At 45.0% G+C, this 16,779-nt stretch carries 17 protein-coding genes; 14 read left to right on the forward strand and 3 right to left on the reverse strand.

Annotation, left to right across the window (positions count from 1 at the left end; genetic code table 11):
- Positions 1 to 165: 165 nt before the first annotated feature.
- Positions 166 to 516: a general stress protein gene (locus ACFOGI_RS13855; RefSeq protein WP_390273753.1), complete on the reverse strand. Its 351-nt coding sequence runs from the start codon at positions 514 to 516 to the stop codon at positions 166 to 168.
- A gap of 150 nt (positions 517 to 666) precedes the next feature.
- Here ACFOGI_RS13855 and ACFOGI_RS13860 point away from each other — a divergent pair, with 150 nt between their 5' ends.
- From ACFOGI_RS13860 to ACFOGI_RS13875, 4 genes are all read left to right on the forward strand, one after another.
- Positions 667 to 1,581 carry a fumarylacetoacetate hydrolase family protein gene (locus ACFOGI_RS13860; RefSeq protein ID WP_390273755.1) on the forward strand — a complete coding sequence of 305 codons (915 nt, stop codon included), beginning with the start codon at positions 667 to 669 and terminating at the stop codon, positions 1,579 to 1,581.
- On the forward strand, positions 1,571 to 1,735 hold the full coding sequence (locus tag ACFOGI_RS13865) for a hypothetical protein (protein ID WP_390273757.1): 165 nt from the start codon (positions 1,571 to 1,573) through the stop codon (positions 1,733 to 1,735). Before ACFOGI_RS13860 ends, ACFOGI_RS13865 begins: the two co-directional genes overlap by 11 nt.
- A 198-nt stretch (positions 1,736 to 1,933) precedes the next feature.
- Positions 1,934 to 2,263: a DUF485 domain-containing protein gene (locus tag ACFOGI_RS13870; RefSeq protein ID WP_390273996.1), complete on the forward strand. Its 330-nt coding sequence runs from the start codon at positions 1,934 to 1,936 to the stop codon at positions 2,261 to 2,263.
- Positions 2,260 to 3,792 carry a solute symporter family protein gene (locus tag ACFOGI_RS13875; RefSeq protein WP_390273760.1) on the forward strand — a complete coding sequence of 511 codons (1,533 nt, stop codon included), beginning with the start codon at positions 2,260 to 2,262 and terminating at the stop codon, positions 3,790 to 3,792. The genes ACFOGI_RS13870 and ACFOGI_RS13875 overlap by 4 nt, the downstream gene beginning before the upstream one ends.
- A gap of 112 nt (positions 3,793 to 3,904) precedes the next feature.
- On the opposite strand, the gene ACFOGI_RS13880 is transcribed toward ACFOGI_RS13875, so the two are convergent.
- On the reverse strand, positions 3,905 to 4,306 hold the full coding sequence (locus tag ACFOGI_RS13880) for a ribonuclease HI family protein (RefSeq protein WP_390273762.1): 402 nt from the start codon (positions 4,304 to 4,306) through the stop codon (positions 3,905 to 3,907).
- 156 nt (positions 4,307 to 4,462) lie between these two features.
- Here ACFOGI_RS13880 and rpoN point away from each other — a divergent pair, with 156 nt between their 5' ends.
- The 10 genes from rpoN (at position 4,463) to ACFOGI_RS13930 (ending at position 14,916) form a co-directional block, all read left to right on the forward strand.
- Positions 4,463 to 5,761, forward strand: coding sequence for an RNA polymerase factor sigma-54 (gene rpoN / locus ACFOGI_RS13885; RefSeq protein ID WP_390273764.1), 1,299 nt, complete (start codon positions 4,463 to 4,465; stop codon positions 5,759 to 5,761).
- A complete protein-coding gene (locus tag ACFOGI_RS13890; RefSeq protein WP_390273766.1) occupies positions 5,758 to 6,009 on the forward strand; it encodes a glutaredoxin family protein in 252 nt (83 codons plus the stop codon). The genes rpoN and ACFOGI_RS13890 overlap by 4 nt, the downstream gene beginning before the upstream one ends.
- Before the next feature lie 118 nt (positions 6,010 to 6,127).
- Positions 6,128 to 7,162 (forward strand): sugar-binding transcriptional regulator, encoded by a 1,035-nt coding sequence (locus tag ACFOGI_RS13895; protein WP_390273769.1) that lies wholly within the window; start codon positions 6,128 to 6,130, stop codon positions 7,160 to 7,162.
- A 41-nt stretch (positions 7,163 to 7,203) separates the two neighbouring features.
- A complete protein-coding gene (gene gap, locus ACFOGI_RS13900; RefSeq protein WP_390273771.1) occupies positions 7,204 to 8,211 on the forward strand; it encodes a type I glyceraldehyde-3-phosphate dehydrogenase in 1,008 nt (335 codons plus the stop codon).
- A 132-nt stretch (positions 8,212 to 8,343) separates the two neighbouring features.
- Positions 8,344 to 9,525 carry a phosphoglycerate kinase gene (locus tag ACFOGI_RS13905; RefSeq protein ID WP_390273773.1) on the forward strand — a complete coding sequence of 394 codons (1,182 nt, stop codon included), beginning with the start codon at positions 8,344 to 8,346 and terminating at the stop codon, positions 9,523 to 9,525.
- Between the two features lie 31 nt (positions 9,526 to 9,556).
- Entirely contained in the window at positions 9,557 to 10,315 is a 759-nt protein-coding gene (gene tpiA, locus ACFOGI_RS13910) for a triose-phosphate isomerase (protein ID WP_390273776.1), read from the forward strand.
- A complete protein-coding gene (gene gpmI, locus ACFOGI_RS13915) occupies positions 10,312 to 11,859 on the forward strand; it encodes a 2,3-bisphosphoglycerate-independent phosphoglycerate mutase (protein ID WP_390273778.1) in 1,548 nt (515 codons plus the stop codon). Before tpiA ends, gpmI begins: the two co-directional genes overlap by 4 nt.
- Before the next feature lie 16 nt (positions 11,860 to 11,875).
- Positions 11,876 to 13,162 carry a phosphopyruvate hydratase gene (gene eno / locus ACFOGI_RS13920; protein ID WP_390273780.1) on the forward strand — a complete coding sequence of 429 codons (1,287 nt, stop codon included), beginning with the start codon at positions 11,876 to 11,878 and terminating at the stop codon, positions 13,160 to 13,162.
- A 120-nt stretch (positions 13,163 to 13,282) separates the two neighbouring features.
- Complete coding sequence (locus ACFOGI_RS13925; RefSeq protein WP_390273782.1) at positions 13,283 to 14,278, forward strand: nucleoside hydrolase; 996 nt, start codon at positions 13,283 to 13,285, stop codon at positions 14,276 to 14,278.
- A gap of 50 nt (positions 14,279 to 14,328) precedes the next feature.
- Complete coding sequence (locus ACFOGI_RS13930) at positions 14,329 to 14,916, forward strand: nitroreductase family protein (protein WP_390273784.1); 588 nt, start codon at positions 14,329 to 14,331, stop codon at positions 14,914 to 14,916.
- Between the two features lie 43 nt (positions 14,917 to 14,959).
- Here ACFOGI_RS13930 and ptsP read toward each other — a convergent pair whose 3' ends face one another.
- Positions 14,960 to 16,672, reverse strand: coding sequence for a phosphoenolpyruvate--protein phosphotransferase (ptsP, locus tag ACFOGI_RS13935; protein WP_390273787.1), 1,713 nt, complete (start codon positions 16,670 to 16,672; stop codon positions 14,960 to 14,962).
- Between the last annotated feature and the right edge of the window lie 107 nt (positions 16,673 to 16,779).

A 16,779-nucleotide genomic window follows, 5' to 3' on the forward strand; every position in this document is an offset into this window, starting at 1 on the left:
AACGATTTGTGAATAATGCAGGATGAATGGAGGGCCATGATCGGAGGAGGTGGGAAATGGGCTGACTGGAGCTGTGAACGACCTGTGATAAAAGGGCCTGCCGGCTAGTAGAGTGCCGGTTCATGGCCCTTCCAGAATACCTGGGGAAATGTGCGTATGATTACCTTATTTCGGTTGGGTCTCATCCACCAAAACCAGATACAAACCAGATTTCATATCTCCCTGGTGTTGTTTGGCTTCTTCCTCGTTCACTCCCAAATCTCTCAACTGGTTCAATGGGTTTGTCGTTTCATCGGCAAATAGACGATCAACCTTGTCCATCAAGCTCTCATCTTTCTTCTTTTCTTTTGTTCCCTCTTCCAAATTAACAGAAGTCTCATACTTCAATTCTTCCGTTTTTTTACTGTTTGTGACGACAGTGATCTGGCTTGGCTTGTACCCTTCCAATTTAAGCTTATTAACTGCTTCGACGGCACTTTCCTGTTTACGATAGGAGCCTTGGATATGTTTGCTCATCACTATATGCCTCCTCTATTGATCTTGCGTTACTATTTTTCTACCCTCGCATGACCTGCCTCAAACCGGGCTACATACTTCGAGCTATCTTTGGCCCCGTTGATTTGATAGAATTTTCTTATCAAATACATAGTAAAGGATGACGACCATATGAAGCTGATCAGTTATAAACCAAAGGAGATTCCAGGAGACTTCAGGATGGGATTGATGGTGAATGGAGAAGTATATGATTTACAGGAGAGTTACAGAAAGGCAATCGGAGTTGGAAAAGGAGTTCCACTTCAGAGGAGCATGCCTACAGACCCAGCCAGTTTTTACAGGTTGGGTAAGGATGTGCTTAACCTTGCACATCAGGCTGAGAGATATCTCAAGGATACGGAGGAAACCCCTATTTCTAAGGATCTGATTGAACTGGGTACCCCCGTACCTGCTCCTTCTAAAATTATTTGTATAGGCAAAAATTATGCAGCCCATGCGGAAGAGATGAAAGGAGAGGTGCCTGACTACCCTGTTCTATTCGCAAAGTTCCGTAATGCCTTGATTGGACCGGCAGATGATATAGAAAAGCCGGCAGCAACGAATAAGTTGGATTATGAAGTGGAACTGGGTGTGGTAATCGGGAGTGAAGCAACCAACGTGCAAAGGGAAGATGCGCTTCAATATATTGCCGGATATACCATCGGCAATGATATTTCTGCAAGAGACCTGCAAAAACGTACACCACAATGGCTGCAGGGGAAAACACTGGATCGGAGTACACCTATAGGCCCGTGGGTAGTGACAGCAGATGAACTGGAAGACCCTTCTAATTTAGCTGTTTGTACGTTTGTGAACGGAGAGAAGCGGCAGGAATCCAGCACAAGCCATCTGATTTTCGATATTCCGCAGCTTATCAACTTCATCTCCAGTTTGATTACACTGGAGCCAGGAGATATCATCCTGACTGGTACACCGGATGGAGTGGGTGTCGCGATGGACCCCCCACATTTTCTGAAAGATGGAGATGTGGTCAGGCTGGAGATAGAACAAATCGGTTCGATGGAAAACCGAGTTCGTGAGGTGTAATAATACAAGAGGCCATTCCCGTACAGGGGATGGCCTCAATGGTTGGATCAAAATGGTGGTCTTCATAGTTAATGTGTATGGAGCTGAATGGATTCTAACCTATGTGCTGCCGATGGAAAGTGAAGTCCTGTCGTTGCGCAAAGTATTGCTATAAATCTAGCAAGCAGTTGATAGGCAAAATAATACAAAACTACTAAGACTTTTATATTATTTTAATATTTTGGAAAATTATCAATTGAATTTCAAATCCTTCTCAGTTACTATAAGGACATCATACCAGTCGCTTCACTGCCGGCAGAAGCACAAAAGGGGGAAATTTATAGTGAGTATTGAAACCGATTACAATTACTCGATGAAAAAAGGGCAGAGCTACGGTAAGTTTGTAAGGACGGCTGAGAGCCAGAAATTCAAGGAGCTGATGCAGTCGAGGAAAAAGTTTATTGCACCTCTTTCCATTTTCTTTCTATTATTCTATTTTTCACTCCCCATATTGACTTCCTACACGACGTTACTCAATCGTCCTGTCGTAGGAGATATAACTTTAGCCTGGATCTATGCATTCGCCCAATTCATTGTGACATGGGTGTTGTGTACTCTATATGTACGGAAGTCCGCTTCATTTGATAGACAGGCTGAAGAAATCATCCAAGAGGAGTTGACGGAAGGAGGAAGCAGAAGATGAATGCTACTGTCATTACCCTGTTCTTGCTGATTGTAGGGGCGACACTTCTGATTACTTATTATGCTGCCAAACAAACGAAAACAACCGGTGATTTTTATACGGCAGGGGGAGGGTTGACGGGATGGCAGAATGGTCTGGCCATTGCGGGAGATTATTTGTCTGCGGCTTCTTTCCTGGGGATTGCAGGGGCAATAGCCTTGTTCGGCTTTGACGGGTTTTTCTACAGCATCGGCTACTTGGTGGCTTATCTAGTCGTATTGTTCCTGGTGGCTGAGCCATTAAGGAATTTGGGCAAATATACCTTAGCAGATATGATCAACGCCCGCTTTGATGCACGTAAGGTCAGGGCAGTGGCAGCCTTGAGCACAATTACCATCGTGGTCTTCTATATGATTGCCCAGTTAGTGGGTGCAGGTGCATTGATTCAATTGTTATTCGGAATTGACTACTGGATGGCTGTTTTGCTTGTAGGAATCATGATGACAATCTATGTGCTGTTCGGCGGGATGACGGCTACTAGCTGGGTACAGATCACCAAAGCAGTACTCCTCATGCTCGGTACTGTCATCATCGCTTTCCTTGTTCTTCTGCAGTTCAATTTTAATATCCTGGAAATGTTCCGGGAGGCGAAGACGGCCACAAGCCATGGGGAATCCTATCTGAACCCTGGATTACAGTACACGGTACCGCTTGATACCATTTCATTGATGGTGGCACTTGTCCTTGGTACGGCCGGGCTCCCCCATATCTTGATGCGCTTTTTCACTGTAAAAGATGCCAAGACAGCAAGAAGTTCGGTCGTTACTGCAACCTGGGTGGTTGGCATCTTCTATATACTTACAATCTTTCTCGGCTTCGGTGCAGCTGCCTTCGTTGGGGAGAGCAGAATAACCCAGGCGAATCCGGCTGGCAACATGGCGGCTCCTCTGTTAGCGGAAGCACTTGGGGGAGACTTATTGATGTCATTTGTGGCAGCTGTTGCGTTTGCTACCATTCTTGCAGTAGTCGCTGGTCTTGTTTTGTCAGGTGCATCCGCTTTTGCCCATGACATTTATGGACAGATCATAAAAAAAGGGAAGGCGACGGACAAGCAGCAAATGGTAGCAGCGCGCTACGCTTCACTTGCGGTATCGATCTCTTCTATCTTATTGGCGCTCTTCGCCCAGAATCTCAATGTTGCCTTTCTGGTCTCATTAGCATTTTGTGTCGCAGCCAGTGCCAATCTGCCTGTCATTCTTTATACCATTTATTGGAGAAATTTCAACACAAGCGGGGCAATCAGTGCCATGCTGTCAGGGCTTCTTACTGCATTGATTTTGGTATCCATTAGTCCCAATGTAATATCTCCGGAAACCGGAGCAGCTATATTCCAAGGGGAACCGCTCTTTCCGCTGACCAATCCGGCCATTATATCTGTGCCAGTTGGATTCATCGGTGGAGTCGTCGGGACCTTCCTCTCGAAGGAATATAATTATGAACGGTATATGGAAGTGAAGGTCCGAGCGAACACCGGCTATCGTGGGGAATAAGAATAGAGTTGGCTGGGAAAGCAGTTTCACCATTATTGTCCTTATAGCTATAAATAAGCCCAATAAAAAGCAGTTTCACCTGAAGGAAAAAGGCAGTCAAGTGCTGCCTTTTTCAGTTTGAGGAATCATTCAGCTGAATTCCTTTTTTGGCAAGCTGATCTGCATGTTTGTTTTGCTTCTCTGGTATCCATTTTATGAAGAAGTATGGAAAGAAAGCAGAAACTTCATTAATCCTCTGGAGTAACGGGGCGTATTTCTCGCTTCTTACATAATTGCGTTCCACGGCTTCTACAACAAGTTTGGAATCAGAACGAAAGGATAGAATATCATCGGGGAAATCAGCTTGGCATACTTCCAATGCCTTCAGGACTGCAAGGAACTCTGCCTCATGATTGGATAAGTTCCCCAATGGATAAGAATATTCATAAGCTTGGCCGGCTTTTTTTATATAAATGCCTGCGCCACTTTTGCCGGGGTCTCCGCTTGAAGCCCCGTCCGTATATACTTCGATCATCTGTGTACCTCCCATACGAACTACTATCCTTTTTACCCATTATAAAAGAAGAGGGTGGGTATCTTCCACTCATCAAGCACAGGGGCACTCCTGTTTAGTGACAGCCTCTGCTCCCATATGGCAATATTAGAAGAAAGAGGGTGGGGAGGGAGCAATATGAAACCAAGACTGGTGCAGGAGCAGCGGCTGGAATGGAAGATGAATCAGTCCTTGCTGCAGTCCTTACAGGTTCTTCAGTTTTCCAGTGTGGAGCTGATTGATTATATTAAGGAACTGTCCAAGGAGAATCCGCTGATTGAAGAAGTCGATTTTGATTATGATCTTTCTCAATACAAGGCGGGTCATCAAGGAGATTTCTCCGTTGGTGAGATCAACCAGGCCGAAGAGACGATGTATGATCAACTGAAAGGACAATTGTATACCCTTGATGTCAGAGCTGAATTGCTGCCAATCATTGAGTTTGGAATCGATTCACTGAACGAAGATGGCTATCTCGGTATAGATATGGAAATTTGGGCTGAAAACTGTGGGACCACTGAAGAGGAAGTGGAAGAGGCATTGGCGAAAATCCAACAGTTGGAGCCGGCAGGTATAGGCGCTCGCACGTTGGGCGAATGTATTGTATTACAACTTAAGCAAAGAGAAACCCACCAGCCATTTGCCGAAGAACTGCTGGCAGACCACCTTGTCTGGGTCGCTGAGGAAAACAAAGAAGCTATAGCAGAACACTACGGTGTTCGATTGGAAGAAGCGGAAAAGCTCTTGAATGAGATTAAATCATGCCATCCAAAGCCAGGCCACCTGCTCGAGACCAAACAGCCAGAATATATCATACCAGAAGCATCCATCTACAAAAAGGATGGTTCGTGGAAGATTTCTTTCTTTAAATGGAATTCCCCTGACATCGAAGTAAACGACCGCTATATGGAAGGGACTGAACTTGACAAGGAGGCCGCTGCATATCTCAAAGAAAAATACAGGCAGATAGACTGGCTTAAGCAAGCCATTTCCTACCGAACCAACACACTCGAACAGATTATCCGGATTATCGTAGAGAGACAATATATGTATTTCGAACATGGGGCATACATGCTTCGTCCACTGACTCTCAGAGAGATAGCAGAAGAGATAGGTGTGCATATTTCCACTGTAAGCAGGGCACTCAACAATAAGTATGTTCAGACAGGTCAAGGGGTGCTCCCTCTCAAATTTTTCCTCCAGTCGGGGGTCAGACAGCCGGATGGCAAGCAGACATCGGCGTTCGCTGTAAAGAAAATGATTCAAGAGCTCATCGAACATGAGGACAAAACCAAACCACTGTCAGATGAGGGTATCCGACAGAAATTGGGAGGCGAATTCGGTATATCCATTGCACGGCGCACGATCATGAAATATAGAAAACAACTGGGGATTCCTTCCTCAGTAAAACGTAGAGAAAGGAGAGGGAATGGGTGAAAGTGATTATTTATTCCAAAAGTCACTGTCCATTATGTGACGAAGCAAAGGCATTAGTATCGCTCTTTCAAGGAGATTATCCAATAGAATTGCAAGAACGGGATATACATGCCCATGATGGATGGCTGGAGAAGTATCAGCTCGAGATTCCTGTAATCGAAGTGGATGGTAAGCAGCTGAACTGTGAGCAGATCAGCTATGAAAACCTTGAAAAGTTGTTTAGCCAAACACATGTCGAAGATGAATAAAGATTTCAATGCCAAATTTGTTGTATAAATAAAAATATATGGTATCATGAAATTGCGGATGGGACAGATTATGATCATCCGGGTCATTTTTGCCCCGACTGATAGAAGGAGTTTTTTCATGAAAGCTTTGACAGATGCACAGAAAAAACTAGTCCCTGATTTGTTGAAGGTGATGCAACAGAGATATACCATACTCCATATTGTCGAGCACTTTCAGCCGATCGGGCGGAGGGCAATTGTTGAAAACACAAACCTGACAGAACGCCATGTCCGTAGTGAGGTGGATTTCCTGCACAGGCAGGGACTCCTTGAGGTTACCTCTAAAGGAATGTTTATTACAGAAGAGGGAAAATTAATTCTCGAACAGTTGGCTTCCTTAATGGGTGAAATATCAGGGTTGGAAGTTTTAGAAAGACGAATAAAGGAAACCTTACAAGTAGAGAATGTTATTATTGTCCCGGGAAATAGTGATGAAGACCATTGGGTAAAACAAGAAATGGGCAAAGCATGTGTTTCCTATCTGAAAGGAATCGTCCACAATGGTGTTACCATTGCGGTGACCGGCGGTTCCACTGTCGCTGCAGTGGCGGACGTCATGACTCCCTTAGAGGTGCAAAATGGCCTGCTGTTTGTACCAGCTAGAGGCGGTGTCGGCGAAAAGGTGGAAAATCAGGCGAGTCGGATTGCTGCAGAAATGGCCAATCGAGCAAATGGGGATTACCGGCTGCTCTATGTGCCCGACCCGATCAGTGAGATGACCTATCAGACATTGATCAACGAACCTTCCATCTTTGAAATGGTTGAGATCATCAGGCATGCGGATATCGTTTTGCATGGGGTAGGAGATGCTCTTTCCATGGCCAAACGAAGAAAAACGGAAGCAACGGTGATTGATAAATTGAAAGAAGGCAACGCTGTCAGTGAGGCATTTGGTTATTATTTTGACGAAACCGGAAAGATTGTCCACAAGGTTAGAACGGTCGGCCTTCAGTTGGAAGATCTCCTGGATATCAATCAAGTCATAACCATTGCGGGCGGTAAGTCGAAGGGGCAAGCAATATCATCCTATTTTCAGCAGGGGAAAAGCGATCTGCTCATCACCGATCGCGCAGCAGCTGAACAGATTTTAAAGGGAAATTATAGTTCCCTTTGAATATATAATCCAAATCAAGAAAACATCTAGGAGGAATAAAAATGGCAGTAAAGATTGGTATTAACGGTTTTGGGAGAATTGGACGCAATGTGTTCCGTCAAGCATTGAAAAATGATGAAGTGGAAGTAGTAGCAGTCAATGACCTGACAGACGCCAATATGTTGGCACATCTGCTGAAATACGACTCTGTACATGGTAAATTGGAAGAAGAAGTGACCGTAAACGGCTCCAACATCGCTGTAGGCGGCAAAGAATTCCAAGTACTTTCCGAGCGCGACCCAGCCAACTTGGGATGGGGAGATCTTGGCGTAGAAGTTGTCATTGAGTCCACTGGACGTTTCACAAAAGCTGAAGATGCGAAGAAGCATATAGAAGCAGGCGCTAAGAAAGTGGTTATCTCTGCTCCAGCGCAAGATGAAGATCTGACCATGGTTATGGGTGTTAACGATGATCAATATGATCCAGCACAGCATGACATCATTTCCAATGCATCTTGTACAACAAACTGTCTGGCACCATTTGCAAAAGTGCTTCATGATACATTCGGCATCAAACGCGGTCTGATGACAACCATCCACTCTTATACAAATGACCAGCAAATCCTGGACCTGCCGCATAAGGATTACCGTCGTGCCCGTGCAGCTGCACAAAACATCATTCCGACTACAACTGGTGCTGCTAAAGCAGTCGGCAAAGTACTGCCGGAATTGAACGGTAAACTTAATGGTATGGCTGTCCGTGTTCCAACTCCAGATGGTTCTCTGACTGACCTTGTAGCAGAATTGGACAAGAATGTTACAGCTGAAGATGTCAACAATGCATTCAAAGAGGCTGCTGAAGGACCTCTGAAAGGAATTATGCAATTCAGCGAAGATCCACTAGTTTCTACTGATATTGTAGGAAACCCACATTCTTCCATCGTGGACGGACTGTCTACTATGATCTTGGAAGATAATATGGTTAAAGTTGTTTCTTGGTATGACAACGAAATGGGCTACTCATCCCGTTGTGTAGATCTCGCTGTCTTCTTGAAAGAAAAAGGATTGTAAGAGAAGAGACGCGGAGGAGGGCAGTGTTCCTCCTCCGTTTTTCTTATGGTAAGATGGTTAACGGGACCATGATCAGGGAAAACCAAACATGAGTCAGAAACAGTACATAAATCACCATAGGAGGGTGTATCGATGAACAAAAAGACACTTCATGATGTTGATGTGAAAGGAAAGAAAGTATTTTGCCGAGTTGATTTCAATGTTCCTATGAAAGACGGCGAAGTCACAGATGAAACCCGAATCAAAGCTGCTTTGCCGACGATTCAACATCTTGTCGACAATGGTGCTGCAGTTATCTTGGCAAGCCATCTGGGACGTCCAAAAGGCCAAGCGGTGGATGAGCTGCGGTTGGACCCGGTTGCAGACCGTTTAAGTAAGTTGATCGGCAAAGAAGTTGTCAAAACAGACGCCGTATATGGAGACGAAGTGAATGAGGCGCTCTCCGGCCTTCATGACGGAGAAATCCTTCTACTGGAAAATGTCCGTTTTGAAGCAGGAGAAGAAAAGAATGATGAGGAATTGGCCCAGGCTTTTGCAGATATGGCTGATTTATATGTCAATGATGCCTTTGGCGCAGCACACCGGGCACATGCTTCTACAACAGGTGTTGCAGAAAAACTGCCCGCAGCTGCTGGTTTCCTGATGGAAAAAGAGATTGACGTGTTGGGAAAAGCGTTGGAAAACCCTGATCGGCCATTCACTGCCATTATCGGCGGTGCAAAAGTCAAGGATAAAATCAGTGTGATCGACAATTTGCTGGACAAAGTTGATAACTTGATCATCGGTGGTGGTCTGGGATATACCTTCTTGAAAGCCAAAGGTTATGAAATTGGCAAATCCCTTCTAGAGGAAGACAAAATCGATTTGGCAAATGAATTCATGCAGAAAGCTGAAAAGAATGGAGTCAACTTCCTGCTGCCTGAAGATGTAGTGGTTGCTGATGACTTCTCGGAGACGGCAAATACGAAGGAAATCGATATTGATTCCATTCCGAGTGACTGGGAAGCACTGGATATCGGTCCAAAAACCCGTGAAAAATACGGTCGGATTGTAGCTGAGTCGAAGTTGATCATCTGGAATGGCCCGATGGGTGTCTTTGAACTGGAAACCTTTGCCGGCGGCACAAAAGCAGTGGCAGAAGCTTTGTCTGAGACAAATGGCTATACAGTCATTGGTGGAGGAGATTCTGCAGCAGCTGTGGAGAAATTCGGTTATGCTGAACAGATGGATCATGTGTCTACCGGTGGCGGTGCATCCCTGGAGTTCATGGAAGGAAAGACCCTGCCAGGTGTAGCAGCTTTAAACGACAAATAAGAACATCCAATATCCAGGAGAGGTGATTTGTATGCGTAAACGTGTAATTGCAGGCAACTGGAAAATGAATAAAGTCCTATCAGAAGCGAATGATTTTATAGAAGAAGTGGCTGAAAAGGCGCCACAAAGTGAGAAGTCCGAGGCTGTAGTCTGTGCTCCATTTCCATTTCTGCCGTCCTTGCTAGAAAAAACGAAAGGCACGGATATCAAAATCGGTGCACAAAATATGCACCATGAAGACAAGGGAGCTTTCACCGGCGAAGTTAGCCCGGTGATGCTGAAAGACCTTGGCGTATCCCATGTTGTACTGGGCCATTCTGAACGGAGAGAGCATTTTGCCGAAACAGATGAATCAGTGAATAAAAAGGTACATGCTGCATTCAATCATCAACTAACACCGATTGTCTGTGTTGGAGAGACACTCGAACAGCGTGAAGCTGATGAAACAAAAGACCATGTGGAAAAGCAAGTAACGAAAGCGGTGGAAGGCCTCTCTGATGATCAAGTAGCCAGCACCATCATTGCTTATGAGCCAATTTGGGCCATCGGTACCGGGAAAACCGCGTCTAGTGAAGAGGCGAATGAAGTATGCACCCATATCCGCAACGTGGTGGGTAAAATCACTTCGCAGGAGACAGCTGATCAAGTGGTTATCCAGTATGGCGGCAGTGTAAAACCAGCCAATATCGATGAGCTGTTATCCCAATCTGATATCGACGGCGCTCTCGTCGGAGGTGCAAGTGTGGAAGCAGATTCCTATCTACAATTGGTGGAGGCAGGTACGAAATGAGCCAAGATAAACTAGGTGCATTAATTATCCTGGATGGTTTTGCTATCCGGGAACAAGAAGAAGGGAATGCAGTAAAACAGGCAAACACTCCCAACTTCGACCGTTATTGGAAACAGTTCGCCCATAATCAACTGACGGCAAGCGGTGAAGCAGTCGGATTGCCGGACGGCCAGATGGGGAATTCGGAAGTGGGCCACCTGAATATCGGTGCAGGCCGTATTGTTTATCAGAGTCTTTCCCGTGTAAACATTTCGATTGAAGATGGAGATTTCTTTGAAGTAGAAGCATTCTTGAAATCCATTCGCAAGGCAAAAGAAAAAGGGAAAGCACTTCATATCTTTGGCCTGTTGTCTGATGGGGGAGTACACAGCCATATCAGGCATATGTTCGCATTATTGGATCTTGCCAAAAAGGAGAACATGCAGGAAGTTTATGTACATGCCTTCTTGGATGGCAGAGATGTAGGACAGAAATCAGCAAAGAAATACCTTGAACAGACGGAAGAGAAATTGAAAGAACTGGGAATCGGCAAGATTGCAACAGTTTCTGGACGTTATTATTCCATGGATAGGGATAAACGTTGGGAACGAGTGAAAAAAGCATATGATGCGATGGTCTACGGAGATGGGCCGACTTATCGGACTGCCTCTGAAGTAGTGGACGATTCTTATGCCAATGAAATTTATGATGAATTCGTGATTCCTTCTGTTATAGTGGATGAAGCCGGACAGCCAGTTGGCAAGGTGAAAGATGAGGATTCTCTCATTTTCTATAATTTCCGGCCGGATCGCGCTATCCAAATATCCAGGACATTTGCGAATGAAGACTTCCGTGATTTTGATCGGGGTGAAGGCGCACCGAAAGACCTGGATTTTGTGATGCTGACGAATTTCAGTGAATCGGTCGACGGCTATGTGGCCTATGAGCCGGTGAATCTGGACAACACGGTTGGCGAGGTGCTTGCACAGAACAACTTGAACCAGCTCCGTATTGCGGAAACGGAAAAATATCCGCATGTCACCTTCTTTATGAGTGGCGGACGCGAGGCAGAATTTCCAGGGGAAAAAAGAATCCTTATTGATTCACCAAAAGTTCCTACCTATGACCTGAAACCGGAAATGAGCGCCTATGAAGTGACAGATGCTTTGATTGAAGAATTGGAGACAGGCAATCAAAATGCCATTATCCTAAACTTTGCCAATCCAGATATGGTAGGACATTCAGGTATGTTGCAGCCGACAATTGACGCTATTGAGGCAGTCGATGAATGCCTTGGCAAGGTAGTCGATAAAATATTGGAACTTGGCGGAAATGCCATCATTACTGCAGACCACGGCAATTCGGACGAGGTTTTGACCACGGAAGGAAAACCGATGACTGCCCACACGACCAACCCAGTTCCAGTAATTGTAACAAAGGAAGATGCAGAATTGCGTGAGGGCGGCATCTTGGCCGATCTTGCTCCAACCTTGCTGGATCTGCTGGATGTAGATAAACCGAAAGAAATGACTGGAGAATCACTATTAACAACTGAAAACAATTAAAAAGGAGATGTTTTTCATGCCATATATTACAGACGTATATGCTCGCGAAGTATTGGATTCACGCGGTAACCCAACTGTAGAAGTAGAAATTTTCACAGAGTCAGGTGCATTCGGCTCTGCATTGGTACCAAGTGGTGCCTCTACTGGTGAATATGAGGCAGTAGAATTACGTGATGGAGATGACAGCCGTTATCTCGGCAAAGGGGTAAGCAAAGCGGTTAACAATGTAAATGAAATCATTGCTCCGGAACTGTTGGGAATGGATGTCACTCGCCAGAACATCATTGACGCTCTTATGATTGAGCTGGATGGAACAGAAAATAAAGGCAAATTGGGTGCCAATGCCATTTTGGGTGTATCGATGGCAGCCGCTCATGCAGCCGCAAGCTACTTGGAAGTTCCATTGTACAACTATCTTGGGGGATTCAACGCAAAAACACTTCCAACCCCGATGATGAATATTCTGAACGGTGGAGAGCATGCGGATAATAACGTGGATATCCAGGAATTCATGATCATGCCTGTTGCTGCTCCAACTTTCAAGGAAGCCCTTCGTACGGGTGCAGAAATTTTCCATGCATTGAAGAAAGTATTGAAGAACAAAGGCTACAACACTGGTGTTGGTGATGAAGGTGGATTTGCTCCGAACCTAGGTTCCAACGAAGAGGCACTGCAGACAATTGTAGAAGCAATTGAAGCTGCTGGATATAAACCAGGTGAGGAAGTTAAGCTGGCCATGGATGTTGCAGCTTCCGAAATTTATGAGGATGGCAAGTATAACCTGAAAGGCGAAGGTGTTGTCCGCACATCTGAAGAGATGGTTGACTGGTATGAAGATATGATCAATAAGTATCCTATCATTTCCATTGAAGACGGTTTGGATGAGAATGACTGGGATGGCTTCAAAGTATTGACAGAGCGTCTTGGAGATCGTCTGCAACTTGTCGGGGATGACTTGTTTGTCACCAACACCGCCAAGCTATCACAAGGAATTGAGCAGGGCGTAGGCAATTCCATCCTTGTCAAAGTGAACCAGATCGGTACATTGACTGAAACTTTCGAAGCCATTGAAATGGCTAAACGCGCTGGATATACAGCAGTGATTTCCCATCGTTCAGGTGAAACGGAGGATGCAACGATTGCAGATATCGCTGTTGCCACCAATGCAGGTCAGATTAAGACTGGCGCACCATCCCGTACGGACCGGGTTGCGAAATACAACCAACTGCTTCGCATAGAAGATGAGCTTGCAGGAATGGGCGAGTACGGCGGATTAGCATCTTTCTATAATTTGAAACAATAACTGATAACTGAAAGCAAGGCAAGGAGACGGAAAGACTGTCTCCTTGCCTTTTCTTTATTTTCTTGGAAAAGAAAATGTCCCCTACATCATGACAATGGTTTCAGAATAGGCTAGAAAAACATGGTTAACTTGATGGGGGTGGAAGAAGTGGGTAAAAAAGTGTTATTGTTCTGTGATGTTGGGATTGATGACAGTATTGCTCTGATTTATGCCTATCTGAACGATGATATCGATATTATCGGAATAGTAGCTGACTACGGCAATGTTCCGAGAACAAACGCCCTAGCTACAGTGCGGTATTTACAGGAACTTTTCGGGGTGACAACCACAGGGCAAATACCAATCATAGCCGGAGCTGAGCGACCGATGACAGGCGATCTTCCAGATTTTGTACCGGAAATTCACGGAGAATATGGGCTGGGGCCGATTATCCCTTCCAATAATGGAGAGGAAATGGATGAAGAGAACTTTTTAGCAATCACTGACATCATCCGTGAATATCAGGATGAACTGATAGTGGTGAATATCGGGCGGCTGACCTCACTGGCAGCACTATTTTTAACCTATCCTCAGCTGATGGCTACCGTGAAAAGGTACTATGTCATGGGCGGTGCTTTCTGGGTCCCGGGGAACGTGACAGCAGTATCGGAGGCTAACTTCTATGGTGATCCAGCAGCTGCTCAAATTGTCCTTTTAATGGCACAGAATCTAACCATTGTTCCTCTAAATGTTACGGAAAGGGCGATAGCCACTCCCAGAATGATTGATTATATTGACGAAGTCGGACAGATAAAGATGGTAAAACCATTGCTGGATTACTATTATGATTTCTACAAAAAAAGAAACCCAGCTATCCAAGGGGTGCCTTTGCATGATGTTCTTACTTTAATGGCAGTGCTCCATGATGCTATGCTCTCCTACCAATACTTCCCGTTGCATGTGGTGCAAGCCAGACAAGGTACAGAACGAGGCCAAAGCATCGCGGATATCCGCCCTTATGGAAGCCTAGAGGATGAGACTGAAAAAGAGGTAGGGGTCCACCGTATTGCTTTCGGCATAGATTATCATCGGTTCTATACCGATTTTATGTCTGTCTTGACAAAACAGCGTTTTTAGTGATGTCTCATGCTGCTGAATATGCTATGGTAGATTTACCATAATAGGGGGTGGTCTATATTGAATTATTGAACGCCATTGAAGAGAGAAGGTCTGTACATAACTTTCAGCCAAGGGAAATTGATTCGGCCATCTTAAAGGAAATCTTCTATTACGGCTCATATGCTCCTTCCCATTATATGAAGGAACCATGGAATGTGAAAGTATATCAGTGCAAGGGAAAAAACAGATTCGTAGAGAACATCCTTGCGAGTTATCGGAGGCTTGGAATGATTCCTGATGACGACGGGCCAAAGGCATTGAGAGTTGCAGAATCCATGCGGTCCTTTCTTCTGCAAATTCCCCATCATGTGGTCATCCACTATGAAAGAGAAGAGGATGCCATTAGGAATGAGGAGGAATATTCTGCCGTGTGTGCCTTCATTCAGAATGCACAGCTGGCTGCATGGGAATATGGAGTAGGGATGTTATGGACGGTGACCCCTTACATGCATGACCCGATATTTCTGAGAGAAATCGGACTTGATGCTGAAAAGGATAAGATAGTCGCAGTGATGCAAGTCGGCTATCCGGAAAGAATCCCGCAGGACAAGGGGAGGACAGCCATAACGGAAAAACTCCAATTTATAAACAATTGATCATAAAAAGGAGACCGATATACATCATCGGTCTCCTTTCATATTAATTGGTCTTTTCTTTAATGAATTCCACCACTTCTTCAGCGGTGCCCATGGAAAGCAATTTGTCTTTATAGGATGCCATTTTCTCTTTTGACAGGCCGCTGATTTGGCTGCGTGCTTGCAGTATGGAAGTGGCACTCATGCTGAACTCATCCAAGCCCAAACCAAGTAGGATCGGAATCGCAATAGAATCTCCGGCCATTTCTCCACACATGCCTGCCCATTTTCCTTCGCTATGTGCAGCTTCGATCACATTGTTCACCAGGTTCAATATAGCAGGATGGTATGGTTGATACAGGTACGAAACTTGCTCATTCATCCGGTCTGCTGCCATTGTATATTGAATGAGGTCGTTCGTACCAATACTGAAGAAATCCACTTCTTTTGCAAATTGTTTGGCAATTACTGCAGTGGACGGTATTTCTACCATAATCCCCACTTCAATATTATCTGCCGTGTTTACTCCATCATTGGCAAGTTTTTCCTTCTCATCAAGCAGAATGGCTTTTGCCTGACGGAATTCTTCCAATGTTGCTATCATCGGGAACATGATTTTCAAGGTGCCGTGGACACTTGCCCGAAGCAGTGCACGGAGCTGTGGACGGAATACATCTTCATTCTCCAGACAGAAACGGATAGCACGAAAACCTAGAAAAGGATTAAGCTCCTTCGGAAGGTCCAGGTAATCTAATTCTTTATCTCCGCCTATATCAAGTGTCCGGACGACGACGGGCTTATCGCCCATTTGTTCCAGCACAGACTTGTAGGCCTCATATTGTTCTTCCTCGGAAGGAAGCTCACTTTTACCCATGTATAGGAACTCTGTACGGTATAGGCCGATCCCTTCACCGCCATTGTTCAATACACCCTCGACATCGTTTGGTGTACCAATGTTGGCTGCAAGTTCAACCTGTTCTCCATCCTCAGAGAACGTCGGCTCGTCCTTCAATTTCGCCCATTCTTCCTTTTGCCGTTCGAAATCTTCCTGCTTCTTCCGGTACTCCGCCAGTTCATGTTCAGAAGGATTTACCAGGACAGTACCCTCATTCCCGTCGATGATGATCATATCTTCTGATTGAATGGTTTCAGTTACTTCTTTCGTTCCGACTACTGCAGGGATCTCCAGGGACCTGGCCATTATTGCTGAATGGGAAGTCCTTCCGCCAATATCGGTTGCAAAGCCTTTAACAAATTGACGGTTAAGCTGTGCGGTGTCTGATGGGGTCAGGTCGTTGGCGATGACAACCACTTCTTCGTCAATCAGGGCAGGGTCCGGGAAGTTTACTCCTAGTAGATGAGCCATTGCCCGCTTGGTCACATCATGGATATCTGCAGCTCTTTCCCGCATATATTCATTATCCATACTTTTGAACATGTCGATGAACATGTTTGCCGTTTCTTCCAGAGCAGTTTCAGCTATTACATTTTCCGTATTGATTTTGTCCTTGATCGGATTGATCAACTCCGGATCACTCAGTACAAGCAAATGAGCCGAAAAGATTTCCGCATGCTCTTCTCCCAATTCTTTCAATGTATGTGCTTTAATCTTTTCCAGTTCCTGTTTGGAAATTTCCAATGCTTTATCTAGACGGTCTACCTCTTGTTGAGGGTTATCCGTTTTTTTTCTTTCAAAGCTTAAATCTGGTGCAGTCAATTGATAGGCTTTAGCTATGGCAATCCCTTGGGATGCTGCAATTCCTTGAATATTAGTCATATAATTTCTACCAGCCCTTCTTTTCGTATGGTCCAATCTGTATTTTACCGCGAGGACCCTGTTAATTCAAGCAATGACACCATTCATCTATCCATTAGATGGATGTC

The organism is Virgibacillus xinjiangensis (assembly GCF_042643145.1).
Classification (GTDB): domain Bacteria; phylum Bacillota; class Bacilli; order Bacillales; family Amphibacillaceae; genus Virgibacillus_O; species Virgibacillus_O xinjiangensis.

What these genes read in the sequence shown, in the direction of transcription:
- ACFOGI_RS13855 (WP_390273753.1), bottom strand. Translation starts at nt 516, where the DNA reads ATGAGCAAACATATCCAAGGCTCCTATCGTAAACAGGAAAGTGCCGTC.
- ACFOGI_RS13860 (WP_390273755.1), top strand. Translation starts at nt 667, where the DNA reads ATGAAGCTGATCAGTTATAAACCAAAGGAGATTCCAGGAGACTTCAGG.
- ACFOGI_RS13870 (WP_390273996.1), top strand. Translation starts at nt 1,934, where the DNA reads ATGAAAAAAGGGCAGAGCTACGGTAAGTTTGTAAGGACGGCTGAGAGC.
- ACFOGI_RS13875 (WP_390273760.1), top strand. Translation starts at nt 2,260, where the DNA reads ATGAATGCTACTGTCATTACCCTGTTCTTGCTGATTGTAGGGGCGACA.
- ACFOGI_RS13880 (WP_390273762.1), bottom strand. Translation starts at nt 4,306, where the DNA reads ATGATCGAAGTATATACGGACGGGGCTTCAAGCGGAGACCCCGGCAAA.
- rpoN (WP_390273764.1), top strand. Translation starts at nt 4,463, where the DNA reads ATGAAACCAAGACTGGTGCAGGAGCAGCGGCTGGAATGGAAGATGAAT.
- ACFOGI_RS13895 (WP_390273769.1), top strand. Translation starts at nt 6,128, where the DNA reads ATGAAAGCTTTGACAGATGCACAGAAAAAACTAGTCCCTGATTTGTTG.
- gap (WP_390273771.1), top strand. Translation starts at nt 7,204, where the DNA reads ATGGCAGTAAAGATTGGTATTAACGGTTTTGGGAGAATTGGACGCAAT.
- ACFOGI_RS13905 (WP_390273773.1), top strand. Translation starts at nt 8,344, where the DNA reads ATGAACAAAAAGACACTTCATGATGTTGATGTGAAAGGAAAGAAAGTA.
- tpiA (WP_390273776.1), top strand. Translation starts at nt 9,557, where the DNA reads ATGCGTAAACGTGTAATTGCAGGCAACTGGAAAATGAATAAAGTCCTA.
- gpmI (WP_390273778.1), top strand. Translation starts at nt 10,312, where the DNA reads ATGAGCCAAGATAAACTAGGTGCATTAATTATCCTGGATGGTTTTGCT.
- eno (WP_390273780.1), top strand. Translation starts at nt 11,876, where the DNA reads ATGCCATATATTACAGACGTATATGCTCGCGAAGTATTGGATTCACGC.
- ACFOGI_RS13925 (WP_390273782.1), top strand. Translation starts at nt 13,283, where the DNA reads ATGGTTAACTTGATGGGGGTGGAAGAAGTGGGTAAAAAAGTGTTATTG.
- ptsP (WP_390273787.1), bottom strand. Translation starts at nt 16,672, where the DNA reads ATGACTAATATTCAAGGAATTGCAGCATCCCAAGGGATTGCCATAGCT.